This is a genomic window from Mesobacillus jeotgali (genome assembly GCF_002874535.1).
Taxonomy (GTDB): domain Bacteria; phylum Bacillota; class Bacilli; order Bacillales; family Cytobacillaceae; genus Mesobacillus; species Mesobacillus jeotgali.
Genome location: NZ_CP025025.1, coordinates 1,074,124 through 1,090,821 on the forward strand (window position 1 = coordinate 1,074,124; position 16,698 = coordinate 1,090,821).

At 43.5% G+C, this 16,698-nt stretch carries 15 protein-coding genes; 9 read left to right on the forward strand and 6 right to left on the reverse strand.

Going from position 1 to position 16,698, the window contains the following annotated elements:
- Both addA and CD004_RS05245 read left to right on the forward strand, forming a co-directional pair.
- The gene (gene addA, locus CD004_RS05240; RefSeq protein WP_102264999.1) at positions 1-3,789 is read left to right on the forward strand and encodes a helicase-exonuclease AddAB subunit AddA; all 3,789 of its coding nucleotides are present in this window, start codon (positions 1-3) and stop codon (positions 3,787-3,789) included.
- Positions 3,790-4,234: 445 nt separating this feature from the next.
- Positions 4,235-4,543 (forward strand): HNH endonuclease, encoded by a 309-nt coding sequence (locus CD004_RS05245; protein ID WP_102261799.1) that lies wholly within the window; start codon positions 4,235-4,237, stop codon positions 4,541-4,543.
- Here the strand turns inward: CD004_RS05245 and CD004_RS05250 are convergent.
- From CD004_RS05250 to CD004_RS05275, 6 genes are all read right to left on the reverse strand, one after another.
- A complete protein-coding gene (locus CD004_RS05250) occupies positions 4,540-4,758 on the reverse strand; it encodes a spore germination protein (RefSeq protein ID WP_023615349.1) in 219 nt (72 codons plus the stop codon). The two genes, CD004_RS05245 and CD004_RS05250, sit on opposite strands and share 4 nt — an antisense overlap.
- A gap of 101 nt (positions 4,759-4,859) precedes the next feature.
- On the reverse strand, positions 4,860-5,258 hold the full coding sequence (locus CD004_RS05255) for a spore germination protein GerPE (RefSeq protein ID WP_102261800.1): 399 nt from the start codon (positions 5,256-5,258) through the stop codon (positions 4,860-4,862).
- Between the two features lie 5 nt (positions 5,259-5,263).
- Positions 5,264-5,446, reverse strand: coding sequence for a spore gernimation protein GerPD (locus tag CD004_RS05260; RefSeq protein WP_102261801.1), 183 nt, complete (start codon positions 5,444-5,446; stop codon positions 5,264-5,266).
- Positions 5,446-6,060, reverse strand: a complete 615-nt coding sequence (gene gerPC / locus CD004_RS05265) for a spore germination protein GerPC (RefSeq protein WP_233434947.1) — start codon at positions 6,058-6,060, stop codon at positions 5,446-5,448. The genes CD004_RS05260 and gerPC overlap by 1 nt, the downstream gene beginning before the upstream one ends.
- Before the next feature lie 39 nt (positions 6,061-6,099).
- Positions 6,100-6,354, reverse strand: coding sequence for a spore germination protein GerPB (locus CD004_RS05270; protein WP_102261803.1), 255 nt, complete (start codon positions 6,352-6,354; stop codon positions 6,100-6,102).
- A 14-nt stretch (positions 6,355-6,368) separates the two neighbouring features.
- Positions 6,369-6,590 (reverse strand): spore germination protein, encoded by a 222-nt coding sequence (locus CD004_RS05275; RefSeq protein ID WP_023615344.1) that lies wholly within the window; start codon positions 6,588-6,590, stop codon positions 6,369-6,371.
- Positions 6,591-6,879: 289 nt separating this feature from the next.
- On the opposite strand from CD004_RS05275, the gene CD004_RS05280 reads away from it, so the two are divergent.
- The 7 genes from CD004_RS05280 (at position 6,880) to CD004_RS05310 (ending at position 16,694) form a co-directional block, all read left to right on the forward strand.
- Positions 6,880-8,472, forward strand: a complete 1,593-nt coding sequence (locus tag CD004_RS05280) for a long-chain-fatty-acid--CoA ligase (RefSeq protein WP_102261804.1) — start codon at positions 6,880-6,882, stop codon at positions 8,470-8,472.
- Positions 8,473-8,607: 135 nt separating this feature from the next.
- On the forward strand, positions 8,608-9,792 hold the full coding sequence (locus CD004_RS05285) for a DUF418 domain-containing protein (RefSeq protein ID WP_102261805.1): 1,185 nt from the start codon (positions 8,608-8,610) through the stop codon (positions 9,790-9,792).
- Positions 9,792-10,304, forward strand: a complete 513-nt coding sequence (locus tag CD004_RS05290; RefSeq protein WP_102261806.1) for a DNA topology modulation protein — start codon at positions 9,792-9,794, stop codon at positions 10,302-10,304. Before CD004_RS05285 ends, CD004_RS05290 begins: the two co-directional genes overlap by 1 nt.
- 14 nt (positions 10,305-10,318) lie before the next feature.
- Complete coding sequence (locus CD004_RS05295) at positions 10,319-11,227, forward strand: fumarylacetoacetate hydrolase family protein (protein ID WP_102261807.1); 909 nt, start codon at positions 10,319-10,321, stop codon at positions 11,225-11,227.
- Between the two features lie 192 nt (positions 11,228-11,419).
- Positions 11,420-14,044: a YhgE/Pip domain-containing protein gene (locus tag CD004_RS05300; protein ID WP_102261808.1), complete on the forward strand. Its 2,625-nt coding sequence runs from the start codon at positions 11,420-11,422 to the stop codon at positions 14,042-14,044.
- Positions 14,045-14,171: 127 nt separating this feature from the next.
- Positions 14,172-14,525, forward strand: a complete 354-nt coding sequence (locus tag CD004_RS05305) for a YisL family protein (RefSeq protein ID WP_102261809.1) — start codon at positions 14,172-14,174, stop codon at positions 14,523-14,525.
- A 129-nt stretch (positions 14,526-14,654) separates the two neighbouring features.
- Complete coding sequence (locus tag CD004_RS05310) at positions 14,655-16,694, forward strand: putative bifunctional diguanylate cyclase/phosphodiesterase (protein ID WP_102265000.1); 2,040 nt, start codon at positions 14,655-14,657, stop codon at positions 16,692-16,694.
- Positions 16,695-16,698 lie beyond the last annotated feature (4 nt).

Consider the following 16,698-nt stretch of genomic DNA (forward strand, 5'->3'; position numbering starts at 1 on the left):
ATGAATATACCGCCAGTACCGGAAGGGGCAACCTGGACGGAAGACCAGTGGAAGGCGATCATGGCATCGGGACAGGATATCCTTGTAGCAGCGGCAGCAGGGTCGGGAAAAACTGCGGTGCTTGTTGAGCGGATTATCAAGAAAATCACTTCGGAAAGCCATCCAATGGATGTTGATGAACTGCTCGTCGTGACCTTCACCAATGCCTCCGCGGCTGAAATGCGCCACAGGATAGGAGAAGCACTGGAAAAAGCAATCGATAGCAACCCGGCTTCAACTCATTTGAAAAAGCAGCTCAGCCTGTTGAACAGAGCATCTATTTCAACACTCCATTCCTTTTGCCTTGAAGTAATCAGAAAGTATTACTACTTGATCGATGTAGACCCTGGTTTCAGGATTGCTGATGAAACCGAAGGGCAGCTCCTTCGGGACGAAGTGATTGAGGATCTATTCGAAGAAGAATACGGAAAGGCAGAAAACCAGCCATTTTTCAACCTGGTGGATGCGTTCACGAATGACCGCAGTGATGAAGGCTTGAAGGATATTATTGTCGACCTGTTTGATTTCGCCAGATCCAATCCTTCTCCTGATGCATACCTGGATTCAATCGTTTCAATGTACGATGCAGCAGGCAGCACGGCAATTGAGAACCTGCCCTTCATGAAAGTGCTCATTGCGGATATTGAGCTCCAGCTCCAGGGAGCGAAACAGCTTCTTGAAAAAGGAATGGAGATTGCCAGAATGCCTGGCGGTCCTGCTCCAAGGGCGGTTAATTTTACCGAAGATCTCCATGTAATTGATACTTTGCTTGCCGCAAAAGATCGATCATGGGCAGAGCTTTATGAGGCGATTCAGCTGGCCAATTTTGGCAGGGCGAAAACATGCCGTGGTGATGATTTCAACAAGGATCTTGTTGACAAGGCAGCCAAGCTAAGGGACCGGGCCAAGAAGATTGTCCAGGATTTGCGAGGGGAACTCTTTTCACGTAAACCTGAAAGCTTTTTGAAGGATATGCAGGAAATGAAGCCGTTGGTCTCTGTGTTGATCGATCTTGTAAAAGAATTTTCCCAAAGGTTTGGGGAAGTGAAGCAGGAGCGGGGCCTCGTTGATTTCTCTGATCTTGAGCACTATACATTGGAAATTCTCACAGCAAAATCGGATCCGGAGGAAGAAGAATTGCCTGCAGGTGAATCTAAACCTTCAGAAGCAGCGCTCGCCTATCGCAATAAATTCAAGGAAGTGCTCGTGGACGAATATCAGGATACGAACATGGTACAGGAAGCGATCCTTCAGCTTGTGACAGCTGAAGGTGAAGTATCAGGAAACCTGTTCATGGTTGGAGATGTAAAGCAGTCGATCTACAAGTTCCGTCTTGCTGAGCCTAATCTGTTCCTTGGTAAATACAATAGGTTCACATCAAATGGTGAAGGAACAGGCTTGAAAATTGATCTAGCCAAGAACTTCCGAAGCCGCAGAGAAGTTCTTGACGGGACGAATTATTTATTCAAACAAATCATGGGAATCAAGGTTGGTGAGATTCATTATGATGAAAACGCTGAACTGAAAATAGGAGCGCCGTATCCTGAGGATGACGAGTTCCCTGTGGAGCTCCTCTTGATTGATAAAAGTGAGGGTGAATCTGCAGAAACAGATTTTGGGGATGAGAACGAAACGGCAGCAGGTGAATTCGACGCAGAGGATCTGGAAAAATCCCAGCTCGAAGCAAGGCTGATGGCGAAGCATATTAAGGATATGGTAGAAGAACGCCGGGGTGTTTATAATCCAAAAACAAAGACCTCAAAACCCGTCAACTACCGTGATATTGTCATACTCCTCCGTTCGATGACTTGGGCGCCGCAAATCATGGAGGAATTCAAGCAGCAGGGTATCCCGATTTATGCGAATCTGTCGTCTGGTTATTTCCAGGCAACAGAGGTAGCAATCATGCTTTCTTTGTTGAAAGTGATCGATAACCCTTATCAGGATATCCCGCTGGCTGCTGTCCTTAGGTCCCCGATTGTCGGGTTGAATGAAGAAGAGCTTGCGGTCATCAGGGTCAGCCAGAAACGCGGTTCCTTCTATGAGGCGCTGACAGCATTCTGTCTTCAAAAGCCTGTGCAAGAAAATGAAGGATTGCATGAGAAGACAAATCGTTTCTTTGAAAGCTTAAAGAGATGGAGAACTTCAGCAAGGCAAGGTTCCGTATCAGATTTAATTTGGCAATTATACAGGGAAACCCGTTTCTTCGATTTTGCCGGCGGAATGCCAGGAGGAAAGCAGCGCCAGGCAAACCTGCGAGCACTATATGATCGCGCGAGACAATATGAAGCCACAAGTTTCCGTGGCCTGTTCCGCTTTTTGCGTTTCATTGAGCGGATGAGGGAGCGAGGAGATGACCTTGGTGCAGCCAGGGCTCTTGGAGAACAGGAAGATGTGGTCAGGATCATGACGATCCACAGCAGCAAGGGGCTTGAGTTCCCGGTTGTCTTCGTTGCCGGACTTGCTCGGAACTTCAATACGATGGACCTGAGGAAATTTTACATGCTAGATAAAGAATTTGGCTTTGCAGCTAAATATATCAACCCCGAGAAGCGGATATCGTTCCCTTCCTTGCCGCAGTTAGCCTTCAAGCGCAAGCATAAGATGGAAATGCTGGCTGAAGAAATGCGAGTATTGTACGTTGCCTTGACGCGTGCCAAGGAAAAGCTTTACTTGATTGGATCGGTCAAAGATGCTGAAAAAACGATCAGCAAGTGGCAGGACGAGGCAAGCCATCCGGAGTGGCTTCTGGATGAATATTCAAGAGCTTCTGCTTCGGGTTATATCGACTGGATTGGGCCAGCGGTGATCCGCCATCAAGATTGTGACTCGATAAGGGAAAGTGAAGGAAGCCTACATCCGGCATTGGGTGAGGACATTTCATGCCACCCTTCCCGCTGGAAAATCGAAACTATCAAAGCAGAGGAAATTGCTTCATATGGTGACGAAAAAACTGAAGAGCACGAAAGCCTGATGGACTTTGTTGCAGCAGGAAAACCTGTAAACAATGAATCTCAACTGGCAGAAACAGTGCACATGCAACTTTCATGGAATTATCACTTCAAGGAAGCGGCAAACCACCGTTCCAAACAATCAGTGACCGAGCTGAAGCGCAATCACGAAACCAGGGATGAAGAAAGCGGAACACAGATTGTACGTCGGTTTACAAAGCCAATCCTTAACAGGCCAAGATTCATGCAGGAGAAAAAGCTTACACCTGCAGAACGTGGAACAGCGATGCATATGGTGATGCAGCATATCGATCTTAACCAGCCAGTAACGGATGCCTCGCTCGAGATGCAGCTGGAAAAGATGGTGGAGAAGGAGTTGCTTTTCCCTGAGCAACGCGATGCTGTAGATAAAAAATGGATACTTGCCTTTTTTGAAACGGACATTGGCAAGCGGCTATTGACTGCGGATAAAGTCAGCCGGGAGGTTCCCTTTTATCTGTCCTTACCGTCAAAAGAAGTATATCCTGATTGGCAGGGAGAAAACGAGCCGATTTTTATCCAGGGGGTAGTCGACTGCATTTTCCGGGATGAAAAAGGAACAGTCCTGCTTGATTTTAAAACGGATGGCATTCATGACCGCTACAAAGGCGGTTTCGAGCAGGCAAAGCCGATTCTGGAAGAACGCTATCGAATCCAGATCAGCCTGTATGCAAAAGCAATCGAACAAGTATGGAAACAGCGTGTTGAAGAGAAGTACTTATATTTCTTCGATGGCGGCCATCTGCTTGAACTAGACTAGCTATAAAATAATGTTAAAAACCGGCGGGATGTGAATAATAATCCTGCCGGTTTTTTTAGTTTGTTTTAGAAGATATTTTGGCGCAATTTAGATGTCAAGTAATTCTTAATAAGCTTTGTGTAGGCATTGGTGCCCTAAAAAGCAGAGAATCTGGAGATGAGGTAACCAATAGAGCGTATTGGTGCCCTAAAAGGCAGAAAATCTGGAAATGTGGTAACCAATAGAACGTATTGGTTACCTAAAAGGCAGAAATTCTGGAAATGAGGTAACCAATAAAGCGTATTGGTGCCCTAAAAAGCAGAAAATCTGGAAATGAGGTAACCAATAAAGCTAGTTGGCGCACGAAAAAGCAGAACGCCGTGACTTCTTTCGGATCCAGTTGATTTCAATTACATAAAATGAGCAGGGAAGAAGAGACTTCATTTTACAGGGGAGGGATCACCGAGTGGCAAAGAAAAAGCAATCCGGCACATGTGAATTATGCGGCAGGGAGGATGTTGAGGTGACCATTCACCATCTGGTTCCTAAAGAAATGGGGGGCACTTTCATGCCAACAGCCAATCTATGTATCCCTTGTCATAAACAGATTCATGCTCTATTTACGAATGAAGAGCTTTCAACAAGTTTGAACACGATTGCTCGGCTTCGCTCCCATCCTGAATTGCAGAAGTTTTTGAAATGGATAAAAAAGCAGCCTTCTACAAGGCTGCCGAAAATCACAAAATCTAGTGCGCGTAAAAGAAATAAACGCTAGTTATTTCCAACTGTCGGCTGGTCAATCAGGTTGGCATCCAGGACATTGCTGGCACTTAAACCATTGTTCGTTACAATGAATCCGCCTGTATTGAACCCACCCTGCCCAGCGACTGTTTTTGAATTGCTTTTTGGCGAGATGAACAGCGTGTCGCCAAACTGCACCGTCCCGCCGCCTACATTCAATATTTGCACAGGACCTATTATTGCTGGCATTGAAAACATCCTTTTCTGCTTTTGTTTAGTCTTATTGTACGTAATGTTGTTGTCGTAAACTGATTGATGTTCAGTGATAAAGACTAAGCTTCATAATAAATCTATATGCCTTTCTCACCCGAATTGTTATTACGGGGCAAAAGCTGGCGTATATGCTTTACCCGGGCTTCCATGGCTATATTGCAGCTGTTTCCAAGGTGAACAACCGATGAGGAAGAGGCACCCATGATATCAATGTTCCTAACCTTCAATACTGGGTTGAGGTTGTGGGTTGAGAAAGTCACATTTTCTGCATCTGCTGGTTGAAATGGAATCGCTTCTGAAAAGATTGAGTACGCATTGAAATTACCTTCATTATCAAAGAAAATTTCTGCCTCTCTTTGCACGGCCAATGCCCTGGAAATGGCCTGTATTTGTTCCGAATCACCGATCTGGAAAATCGAGGAGAAGGATACCGAGTCAATTTTTATATGGTCAACACATGTAATTCTTCGAAGCATGGCGATCACGATATATCTGGGGACAGTGGGACGAATGGGCCGATAATCAACGATTCAGACGGTGTATCAAAGGTTGCTGCGAGCTGGATTGTTTCAGCGTCCCCTACCATCAACAGTGAGGAGCTCGACACACCAATGACCCTGATGTCGCCGACACAAATATCCCGGTTATAGACTTGGAAATTCATTATGAACGTCCTTCCTTTACATTATCCGGCAGGTTTTTCAGGAACAGGAATACACCATTCTGGATTTCCTGCTTAAGCAAATCAGTAACCTTTTCATTCAATTGAGGACTTAATTCAGTACCTCTTTCACTTGATGATTGTTCCTGTAAATGTTGTGCCACTCTGCCAGACAACTGTTTTTTAATATCATTTTTTATAAACTCGAAATAGGAATCATCTACATTGATTCCCAGATCCGTTTGGGCACTTCGGTAAATGTTCTCCAAATCAGATTCTAGATATTGGTTCAGTGCTGTTTCAATCTCGATTGTCCTTTTAAATAACTGCTTTGGAGGAATCGGAACATTTACAGCCTTTTGATCAACGGTAAAATCGTCAATTCCATCCAAATCTGTTGGATTCAAGCCGATATTCAGGGTTCCTTCAAGAGTTTCCACTTTCAACTGGTCGAATTTATACTCGATATTTCCGATTTGAACCGGAGGCCTCTCCTTAAGTGCAGCAATTTCCTGCTGCAGCTCTAAAACCATCTTCTCCAATCTGGCAGCCTTTCTGCTCTGGTGCTCCACATATAAATGCAGCTTCTTTACATATTGATAGAATTCCGTGTTCAAACGAATCACCTCGCCTCGAGCCAGCATTTTGACACTAGTTTAATTTTTACGGACCGGAGCCTGCAAAGGGACGGCAGGAGCTTCCAGTGTGCCGCCTAGCATATCCTCCATGCCAGTTGAAATTTCCGTAGGGTGGACAGCCTCTGGAGCAGGTTCTGTGAATCCACCGGTATTATAAAGGTAAGAAACTGGCTTTATCATTCCTGCACTGCCAATTTGCAGTACAGAAGAATTTGTGATTCCATCAACCTTCAGAAGGTTGATATTGATCGATTGTTGTATATAAAAATTCATTTTCCTCACCCGCATTATACATTCAGATAATTGCCTTGATCGACGGCATCTGGATCATACGTATTTGTTGAGCTTTGGTTATTGTACACGGTCAATCCATCTCCGGTATTGAATGAACCCGCACCGGAAAAAGTTTTTGCATTGGAAACCGGGCTTATTCTGTATACATCGCCTATATGGAATACTGCGCTGTTCCCAAGGGAAATGACCTGTGCGACTCCAACAATTGCTGGCATTTGCAACACCCTTTAATAAGATTTCTTTAATATCCTATGTGCCCAGACAAAGAATGTGCCTATTGTGTTTACAAGGCTCATTTCACAGACTTTTTTCTTTTTTAATGAAGAGTGTTGGTAATCTGTGTTATCTCTTGTTCAGAAAAAACCTAATTAACAAAAACAATTCAATCAAGCTTGAAGAAAAATACTTGTTATACAACAGGTAAAAAGTTATATAACAGAAACAATAATATGTTAATATATTTATATATTTAGAATTATTAAATTATTCTACAGGAGGAAGATTATGAACGTTCCATTGCTGTTGAGCCAGTTCCTAGACCGTGCAGTGTCGCTTTACGGCGACAAGAAAGCCATTTTTTCTGAAGACAGGGCGCTTACATATTCTGAGTTGAATGAAAGGGTTAACAGGCTTTCTGATGGATTAAGAAAGCTTGGAGTGTGCAAGGGTGACCGTATTGCCTATCTTGCCCCGAATTCAATCGAGATGCTGGAAGGTTTCTATGGTGTATTCCAGGTTGGCGGAGTCATGGTCCCGTTGAATATTCGGCTGAAGCCGGATGATTATTTGTTCATCCTTAACCACAGTGAATCAAAGGTTTTGTTCGTGGACCAGGATTTATATCATTTAATCCACCCGATCAAGGATCAGCTCGAAAGTGTTCAGCACATTATTGTCCACTACAAGGAAGATAGCCTGGATGAATTTAGTTATGACGAATGGCTTTCGCAACATTCTGCTGAAACGTTCAAACGTGAAGAGCTTGATGAAAATGATGTCTGCAGTTTGCTTTATACAAGTGGGACTACTGGGAACCCAAAAGGAGTTATGCTCACGCACCGGAATAATTACATCCACGCGTTAAGCACAATGCACCATTTACGCGTCAGCGATGAGGATGTCCTACTGCATGTCTTGCCGATGTTTCATGTTAACGGATGGGGATCGCCATTCTATTACACAGCGAATGGCGCTTCGCAGGTATGCCTGCGAAATACGACTCCTGAGACAATTTTTAACGCGTTGGAAAAACATAAAGTCAGTGTCATGCACATGGCACCAACTGTGTTGAATGCGCTTCTTCAGTTTTATGAAAAAAATGTCCCGAGCATTGAACAGCAGGTAAGGGTAGTCATTGCCGGCTCTGCACCGCCGCCAGCATTCGTTACCCGGGTGGAAAAGGAACTGGGCTGGGAGTTTATCCAGGTATACGGCATGACAGAATCCTCCCCGTTGAGCACGATTTCAACTGTAAGGTCACATTTGAAGCAGCTTCCTCTGAATGAACAATACCGAATGAAAGCAAAAGCAGGTATATCAATGATTGGCAGTCAGGTAAAAGTCGTGAATGATCATGGCGATGAGGTTGCCCATGATGGCAAGGAAATTGGCGAGGTAATTACCCGAAGCAATGGAGTCATGAAAGGGTACTGGAAAAATGAAGAGGCGACGATGGAAACGATTCGTAATGGCTGGCTTCATACCGGGGACATGGCAACGGTAGATGATTACGGCAACATTGATATAGTCGACCGCAAGAAAGACGTCATCATTAGCGGAGGTGAAAATATTTCCTCCATAGAAGTTGAGGGTGTATTATACGACCATCCGGCGGTCCTCGAAGCAGCAGTCATTGCCGTTCCTCATGAAAAATGGGGCGAGACTCCGCATGCATATATTGTGCTTCGTGAAAATGAGCAAGTCTCAGAACAGGAGCTCATTGCTTTTTCGAGAGAAAAACTTGCCCATTTTAAGGCAATTACTGGAGTCACTTTTGTAAAAGAACTGCCGAAAACGGCTTCAGGCAAAATTCAGAAGGTCCATTTGCGGAATGAATACTGGGAAGCAAATGGAAAGACTGGCAGATTTGTAAATTAATAACCTGAGGGGGATGCCTTGTTTGTGGCGTCCCCTTTCTCTTTCAAAGCTGTTCATCAGTAACTTTTGGCATGATAGTAAATTGTGTGATATACATAGATTATATGTTAATTATTGAATGGAATGAGGGGGAAGATGGGGATTAATAGACAGGTATCCGGAAATAGGATCGTTTCAATTGACCGGATGCGAGGCTTTTCATTATTGGGGATATTTCTTGTAAATATGATTTCTTTCCATTCGCCATATTTTTATATTAATCCAGAAACATGGTGGGATGGAAACACAAATTTATTTACATACCAGTTCATTGATTTATTTATACAGGCAAGCTTTTACCCTCTGTTTTCAATGCTGTTCGGGTACGGGCTCGTAATCCTGAGAGAACGGACGCTAGATAAAGGGCTTAGGTTCTATCCTCTTGCATTAAGGAGACTTTCGATTCTGTTGTTGATAGGGATCATCCATGCATTCTTGATCTGGGAAGGGGATATCCTGATCACATATGCGGTATGCGGTTTTGCTTTCCTGCTATTCATCAGCTGGAGTGCAAAGAGGCTTCTCATTGCCGGATTGGGCTTATACATAGTTCCTAATATCCTCCTGTTATTGATGCTCGGTGCAGCATCTGCGGTAGACGGTGGAGCGGGATTTTCAATGTATGATGGACAAGCTGCGGAACAGTCAATAACAATATATCAGACTGAGAGCTATGCAGAAATTACGAATCATAGAATATCTGAATGGTATAAAAACAATATTCTGGTGGGATTGTTCTTTTATCTGATCACTATCCTACCATTATTCATGATTGGAGCAGGAGCTGCAAAACTCAGACTGTTCGAGAATTTACAGGACAAAATGAGGGGGATTGCAATTGCAGCCGCTGTACTCGCAACCCTTGGCCTTCTGATAAAAGCAATTCCATACCTGTATGGCAAAACATTGATGACGGATTATGCGCAGGATGTTTTTGGCGGTGCGATGGTCGCGATGGCGTATGCACTAATCATTGCGCTGATTTCTGAGCTTAAGCGATTTGACAGACTGTTCTACCCACTGGAAGCTGCCGGCAGGTCCTCAATCAGCAATTACCTGTTCCAGTCCGTTGTTTCAACATTGATTTTTTACAGTTATGGACTAGGTTATTATGGGGAAATGTCCATTTTTTCAGGAACAATGCTTGCGCTTGGAATTTATGTGATTCAGTTGGCATTTAGCAGTTGGTGGGTCAAAAGGTTTTACTATGGGCCTGTCGAATGGCTGTGGCGCAGTGGCACATACATGAAGAAACAGCGTTTTAAAAAGGGAGAAGCTTGATGGAGAAGGTCATCATCATCGGCTGCGGAGGCGCAGGTAAATCGACACTGGCCAGGAAGCTCGGTAAAATACTTAACCTAAAGGTGTATCATCTGGATGCAATGTACTGGAAACCGGGCTGGGAAATGACTGCAAAGGATGAGTGGAAGAAACTCATTCAGCAAGTGATTGAAGAGGATTCATGGATCTTGGATGGCAACTACGGCAGTACGATGGACATGAGGGCACAAGTAGCGGACACAATCATCTTCCTCGACTATTCTACTCTAAGGTGCCTGTATGGAATTTTTAAAAGGAGAATCATGTACCATGGCAGGACCAGGCCGGATATGAATGAAGGCTGTCCGGAGAGACTTGATTGGGATTTTATCAAATGGGTCGCAAAATACAAGCGTGAAAAAGCTCCTGGCATTGTTACTAAATTAGAAGAATTCAAGCTTCACGGAAAAGGAATATACCATTTTAAAAATCCTCGTGAAACAGAGAAATTCATAAAAGAGCTTGTCAATTAAAGGAGGGCGTTAACATGAAATTCGCTACATATAAAAATGATTCTGGCCAGTTCATCGGAATTGTCAATGCAGAAGTGACCCACGTTCTGCCGCTTCGAGAAGCCTATGAAAAAATGGGTGGTAAATCAGCTATCCCATCTGACATGGCTGATGCGATTTCGCTTGGCGACCAGTTTTATCTGGAAGCAAAAAAAACAGTTCAATGGGTTAGTGAGAACAACATGGACAGCGAGGTATTTATTCCGATTGATTCAGTGGTATTGCTCGCGCCAATTCCGCGTCCGTCCAAGAATATTTTCTGTGTTGGTAAAAATTACGCTGAGCATGCGATTGAAATGGGCAGCAAGGACGATATTCCTGAGCATGTAATGGTGTTCACGAAAGCACCTACTACGGTCATTGCCCATGATCAGAACATCTATGAGCATAAAGAGCTTACAGAGCAGCTGGACTATGAAGGCGAGCTCGCAGTCGTCATCGGCAAAAAAGGAAAAGAGATCAAAAGGGAAGAGGCTTTGGACTACGTATTTGGATATACAATCATTAACGATGTGACTGCCCGCGACCTCCAGGCAAAGCACAAACAGTTTTTCATTGGTAAAAGCCTTGATACCACTTGCCCGATGGGGCCGTGGATTGTCCATAAATCAGCTATCTCAAATCCGAACAACCTGGATATCAAGACCACAGTAAATGGAGAAATGAGACAGGATTCCAATACGGAAAACTTCATTTTCCCGGTAGAAGAAGTCATTGCAGTGCTCTCCCAGGGAATGACACTAGAGCCAGGGGATATCATTGCTACCGGAACACCAGCAGGCGTAGGCAAAGGCTTCAAGCCGCCAAGGTTCCTGAAGGCTGGAGATACTATTGAAATTACTGTTGAAGGGATTGGGACATTAAGAAATAGAGTAAAAAAATAGTAAATGGTAAAGATTCTCCTTATAGAATAAAGGAGAATTTTTTTATTATGTTATTATAATATTAAAAATATTTTTTATATTCAGTATTTTATGCAGGAGTTTTTACCTACACATGAGAATACTATTTGTTGCAGTGATTGAATACTCATTCAGTCGCTTTAACATATATATAATTCTCATGGGGGAGTACGAATGAATTGGTTTAGCTTGTTTTTGGCTCAAATGTCACAGATTGCATCGAGCAAAGGGGTACTCTATTCTGTTATTGCAGCTTTGTTGGTGCCCATTGTATATGGCGGAATCCTGCTGTCTCCAGATTGGGGACCGTATGATAATCTCTCCAATCTGCCTGTTGCGGTTGTCAACAAAGACAAAGGTGCCATGTCCGGGGACGAGCCCCTTAATGTCGGGGAGGATCTTGTGGCAGACTTGAAGAAAAGCAATGACTTAGGGTGGGAATTTGTAGATTCAGAGGAAGCAGAAAAAGGGTTGCATAGCAATAAATATTACATGGTCATTGAGATTCCAGAAGACTTCTCTGAAAGAGTGACAACTGTTCTGGAGCCCGATCCGAAAAAATTGGAACTCAATTATATCCAAAATGAGGGCCTTAATTTTATGGCCGCACAGGTGACAAGAAGTGCAACTGAAAAACTGAGAGAGAAACTTGCCAACAAGATTACTGAAAAGTATGCGAGCAATATTTTTGCAAATCTTGGAGATGTATCGAATGGGTTCAAAACTGCAGCGGATGGTTCTGAGCAACTGTATGACGGAACAGCTGAACTTCATGATGGTACTGGACTGCTTTTGACTACCCTTAACGAGAAGTCAGCAGATATTTCGAAGCTTGCGGCTGGAACTCTTGAACTGAAAAGTGGTACTGGTCAACTGGCGGGTTCTTTAGCCGGAAAACAAGGAGATATATCCAAGCTGGCAAATGGGTCAAAGGAACTGGCAGCAGGTACTGCTCAATTAGCAGGAAGTTTGAAATCAAAACAAAGTGATATTACAAAACTTGCAAACGGTTCAATAGATCTGAAAGATGGGACCGGTCTGCTTTTAAGCTCTCTTAATGCAAAATCCTCAGACATAACCAAGCTGGCGGACGGATCTGCTGATGTAAATGCAGGAACTGGATTGCTTCTGCAAAAGCTTAAGGACGGACAGCCAGGTATCAATCAACTGGCTGCGGGAGGTAAGCAGTTAGAAGAAAAAATGCCAGAACTCAAGGCTGGTACTTCAGCAGTCTTAACTGGATTACAAGGGGCACAACAAGCAGTAAGAAACCAGATTGGCCCGGGGACTAAAGCAGTAGCAGGCGGAATTAGCGAAGTGATAACAAATTCACAAAACCTGGGGAACAATCTTCAGGGCCTGACCACACTGTTGGAAGCATACCTCGCAAAGAACCCAGGATTAAGCACAGATCAAGATTTTTTAACTATTCTAGGAACAAGTAAAGGTATCAGGGATGCGGCCACTAATCCTGAAAATGCAGCGAAGCTTCAAGCACTGCAGGATGGAGCGAATCAGATTGCCGCAGCATTCAATGAAAATATTCCTGCAGAAAAAGGGTCACTTGCATCTGGAATTAATCAATTGGTAGAGGGCCAGAAATTGATCGACCAGGGTGTAGCCGACTTGGCATCCAAAGCCCCTGTCCTGGCAGCTGGAACAGCAAGTGTAGCAGCAGGATGGGATGAATTGATCACTAAAGTCGGATTGCTTCATGATGGAACAACTCAAATAGCTGCAGGAAATAAGTCCGTCAATGCTGGATGGGGAACTATCACAGCGGGAGTCAAAGAGCTTGATGGCGGAGCAGCTTTAATATCAGCAGGGAATCAAACGGTAGATAAGGGATGGAAGGAGCTCACTGCTGGTGCATCAAAAATCCATTCAGGGGCAGCTCAGGTCAGCGAAGGAAATGCTACCGTAGATAAGGGATGGCGTGAGCTGACAGTTGGTGCTTCCAAGATTCATTCAGGAGTTGTCCAAGTCAGCGACGGAAATGTCAGCGTGGAAAAAGGCTGGGGAGATTTGACTGATGGAGTAACAAAATTGAATGAAGGAGCAGGGAAGCTTTATGATGGAAGCGGTCAATTGGCTGCCGGGTTAAAGGATGGAGCTGAGGAAACCGGTAAGATTAAAGCTAACGAAAAAAATATTGGCATGTTCGCTTCACCAGTTGAACTAATTAGCAACAAAGTCAACGGTTATTCTTTTTACAGAGATTCTACTGCGCCATATGTGATGACGCTTGCATTATTCGTAGGGATCTTAATAATGTCAATGTTCATCAATTTCAACAAGCCACAGGAACTAAATGTATCTAAGGTGAGCTGGTTCGTTGCGAAATTTATGAATCTTGCTTCCTTAGCTGTGGTTCAGGCAATCCTGCTTTCCATAGTTGTCCTTGCATTCTTGGGATTAGAGGTTACAAACCCAGCAGGTTTCATAGTGTTCGCTATAGTGGTTAGTATTGTATTTGCAGCTATTGTTATGTTCTTTGCTTCGTTTGGGAATATTGGCCGTTTTATTCTTTTAGCATTGGTTGTCATGCAGCTTTCGACAACTGGAGCAAACCTGCCAATTGATATGCTGCCTGAGTATCTCCGCAGTATAAGTGCATACTTGCCATTTACGTATTCGATTGCAGGATTTAAAGCTCTTATTTCATTAAATGGTTTTTCAATGGCGATGATTAACCTGGGTGTTCTTCTTGGCTTTCTTGTACTCTTCGCTTTGATGACTATGACAGTCTATTTATTTAAGGCAAAAGAAGAACCGCAACAAACCGATTTGGCTATGTAATCGGTGGGGACACCCTGAATAGGGTGTCTCTTTTTCATTGAACAATTCAATATACTACCATATATTTATGAAATTCTTTTTGAATATGGTATGATATTTTAGAATTTACTATTAGGAGGACGGGTTCATGATCCATGCCCATATGACAGCTTGGTTTTTGGCTTTGGTTTTATTTTTCGTAGCACTTGGACTACATAAAAGCGGTAAGGAAAAAGGCGCAAAAATTGTCCAGATGGTCCTTAGATTGTTTTACGTGCTGATTCTATTGACTGGCTTCTGGCTTCTTTTCAGCATCAATATCAACATTATGTATGTGCTGAAAGCCGCAGTAGGCTTGTGGGTAATCGCAATGCTGGAGATGATTTTAATCCGTACAAAAAAGAACGAGAAAGCGTCTGTACTGTGGATTCAATTCATTGTCGCAGTTCTTCTTGTACTGTATTTAGGTTTTTCACTTCCGCTAGGAACTTACTTGTTTTAATATCCATTTTGTCGAAAAAAAGCTGTCCATTTGGACAGTTTTTTCTTTTTTTGTCATATTTTTACGCGGGGAATTATGATAACTTAAGAGATAAGGGATATTGGAGAAATATGAAAATTGGAGAATGCAATGGCTACGACAACAAGCTGTGTTTACGGAAATGACAAACAACTTAATAGCTTTATAGAATGCAATTCACTCAAAGATCACCCTAATCTATTGGTACAGATTTTTTACAGCCATAAAGAAAAACGAAAGCTTCAGCACATGGAGCAGTTGCTGAAAAAGCAGCTGCCAGCCTCCACTGTGTTGAGTTGTGAAGCAAATGGCTGCTTCACTGATGATAAACAATTCGTGATTTCATTTACAGTTTTCGATAAACAGGAACTTAATCCTATTCTTCAAGATCAGCACACCATCAACACATTGAACAATCTTGTAGAGACCTCACAACAAGACATCCTTCACCTTAACGAAAGCCTCAAAGTTTCCGAGCAATACTATCGTTCGCTGTTTGACAATAATGGAGATTTTGTCTATTCAACAGATTTAACAGGGAATTTCACAAGTATAAACCAGGCATTCATGAAGACCTTTGGCTACAACGAAAACGAACTTATTGGCAGGTCAGCGCTCGACTTTATCAACCAGGAGGATGTGCACCGTGCCAAAATGCATTTTATTCAGGCGCTAAAGGGGAGAGATCAGACCTACACAATTGAGATTCCGGTCAAGAGCGGTGAAATCCAGATTTTTCAGATCAAAAATATCCCGATTACGGTAAATGGTGCATGTGTAGGGATTTATGGTATTGGCCGGAATATTACTACCCAGAAAAAAACAGAAGAAAAAATCATTCAGCTTGCCTACTATGACCAGGATACGGGATTGCCGAACAGGATGAGGTTTACCGAACAGCTCGAAGAAATGATTCACCGTGCCAGGCATAAAAAAGAACTCCTTGCCGTGCTTGTCATTGATATTGACCGCTTCAAAATCATCAATGACAGTCTCGGACATTATGCTGGTGATATTGTTTTGAAAGAACTGGCAGAAAGAATCGAGGATCGGCTTCCAGCAGGCGCTTATCTTGGAAGATTCAGCGGGGATAAGTTCACAATGCTGCTGACAGAGAATGTCAGCATCGACCAGACGACAAGAACAGCCAGGGAATTGCAGAATCTTATTTCAATGCCCCTATTTTACCAGAACCAGGAATTCATCGTCACCGCAAGCATTGGAATCAGCTCTTTCCCGGGGGATGGTCTTGATGAGCATGTACTGCTGAAAAATGCGGATATTGCGATGAACCGTTCGAAAAATCAAGGCGGGAATAAGATTACTTACTTTTCAACCGGAATGAATGACCAGGCAATGGTCCGGCTTGAGCTTGAAAGCTATCTAAGGAAAGCGCTTCAAAAGAATGAATTCCACCTTTGCTACCAGCCGCTTATGGACTTGAAATCTGGAGAAATTACCTGTACAGAAGCCCTTATCCGCTGGCAGCATCCGAATTTGGGACTGGTTTCACCAGCTCAGTTCATTCCTCTGGCAGAGGAAACAGGGTTGATTGAGGAGATTGGTGCATGGGTGCTGACCACCGCCTGTGTCCAGACAAAAGCATGGCAGCAGAATGGATTCCCGAATCTAGGCATCTCCGTAAATGTATCAGCTTACCAGTTCCAGCAGCATGCTTTTATTGGACAGGTTATTCAAGCCCTGGAGACTTCACAGCTCGAACCAGGATACCTTTCCCTGGAACTGACAGAAAGCGCAATGCTGAAAGATATCGTTTATAGCATTTCGGTTATGAAGTCGTTACAGGAACTCGGGGTAAAGGTTTCAATTGATGATTTCGGGACAGGTTATTCGTCATTAAGCTATTTGCGCAATTTGCCAATCGATACTCTTAAAATCGACCAGTCATTTATCAATAACCTGCATGATGACCCATCAGATATTGCAATCGTCAAGGCAATCATCACGATGGGACAGGGGCTCTCGGTCAAAATTGTCGCCGAGGGCGTTGAAACGCACGAACAGCTCAATCTTTTGAGGGACATGGACTGCCATTATGCACAAGGCTATTATATTCAGAAACCCATGGACATTGCCTCCTTTGAAGAAGGCTTCCGGACTGTGGAAAAAGTGGAATATACAGTAAAATAAATTT

Excerpts from the sequence above, each read along its gene's own strand:
- CD004_RS05260 (WP_102261801.1), bottom strand. The coding sequence starts at position 5,446 with ATGAATTTCCAAGTCTATAACCGGGATATTTGTGTCGGCGACATCAGG.
- CD004_RS05305 (WP_102261809.1), top strand. The coding sequence starts at position 14,172 with ATGATCCATGCCCATATGACAGCTTGGTTTTTGGCTTTGGTTTTATTT.
- CD004_RS05280 (WP_102261804.1), top strand. The coding sequence starts at position 6,880 with ATGAACGTTCCATTGCTGTTGAGCCAGTTCCTAGACCGTGCAGTGTCG.
- CD004_RS05275 (WP_023615344.1), bottom strand. The coding sequence starts at position 6,590 with ATGCCAGCAATTGTTGGAGTCGCACAGGTCATTTCCCTTGGGAACAGC.
- CD004_RS05255 (WP_102261800.1), bottom strand. The coding sequence starts at position 5,258 with ATGCTTCGAAGAATTACATGTGTTGACCATATAAAAATTGACTCGGTA.
- CD004_RS05250 (WP_023615349.1), bottom strand. The coding sequence starts at position 4,758 with ATGCCAGCAATAATAGGTCCTGTGCAAATATTGAATGTAGGCGGCGGG.
- addA (WP_102264999.1), top strand. The coding sequence starts at position 1 with ATGAATATACCGCCAGTACCGGAAGGGGCAACCTGGACGGAAGACCAG.
- CD004_RS05290 (WP_102261806.1), top strand. The coding sequence starts at position 9,792 with ATGGAGAAGGTCATCATCATCGGCTGCGGAGGCGCAGGTAAATCGACA.
- CD004_RS05295 (WP_102261807.1), top strand. The coding sequence starts at position 10,319 with ATGAAATTCGCTACATATAAAAATGATTCTGGCCAGTTCATCGGAATT.
- CD004_RS05270 (WP_102261803.1), bottom strand. The coding sequence starts at position 6,354 with ATGAATTTTTATATACAACAATCGATCAATATCAACCTTCTGAAGGTT.
- CD004_RS05300 (WP_102261808.1), top strand. The coding sequence starts at position 11,420 with ATGAATTGGTTTAGCTTGTTTTTGGCTCAAATGTCACAGATTGCATCG.
- CD004_RS05310 (WP_102265000.1), top strand. The coding sequence starts at position 14,655 with ATGGCTACGACAACAAGCTGTGTTTACGGAAATGACAAACAACTTAAT.
- CD004_RS05285 (WP_102261805.1), top strand. The coding sequence starts at position 8,608 with ATGGGGATTAATAGACAGGTATCCGGAAATAGGATCGTTTCAATTGAC.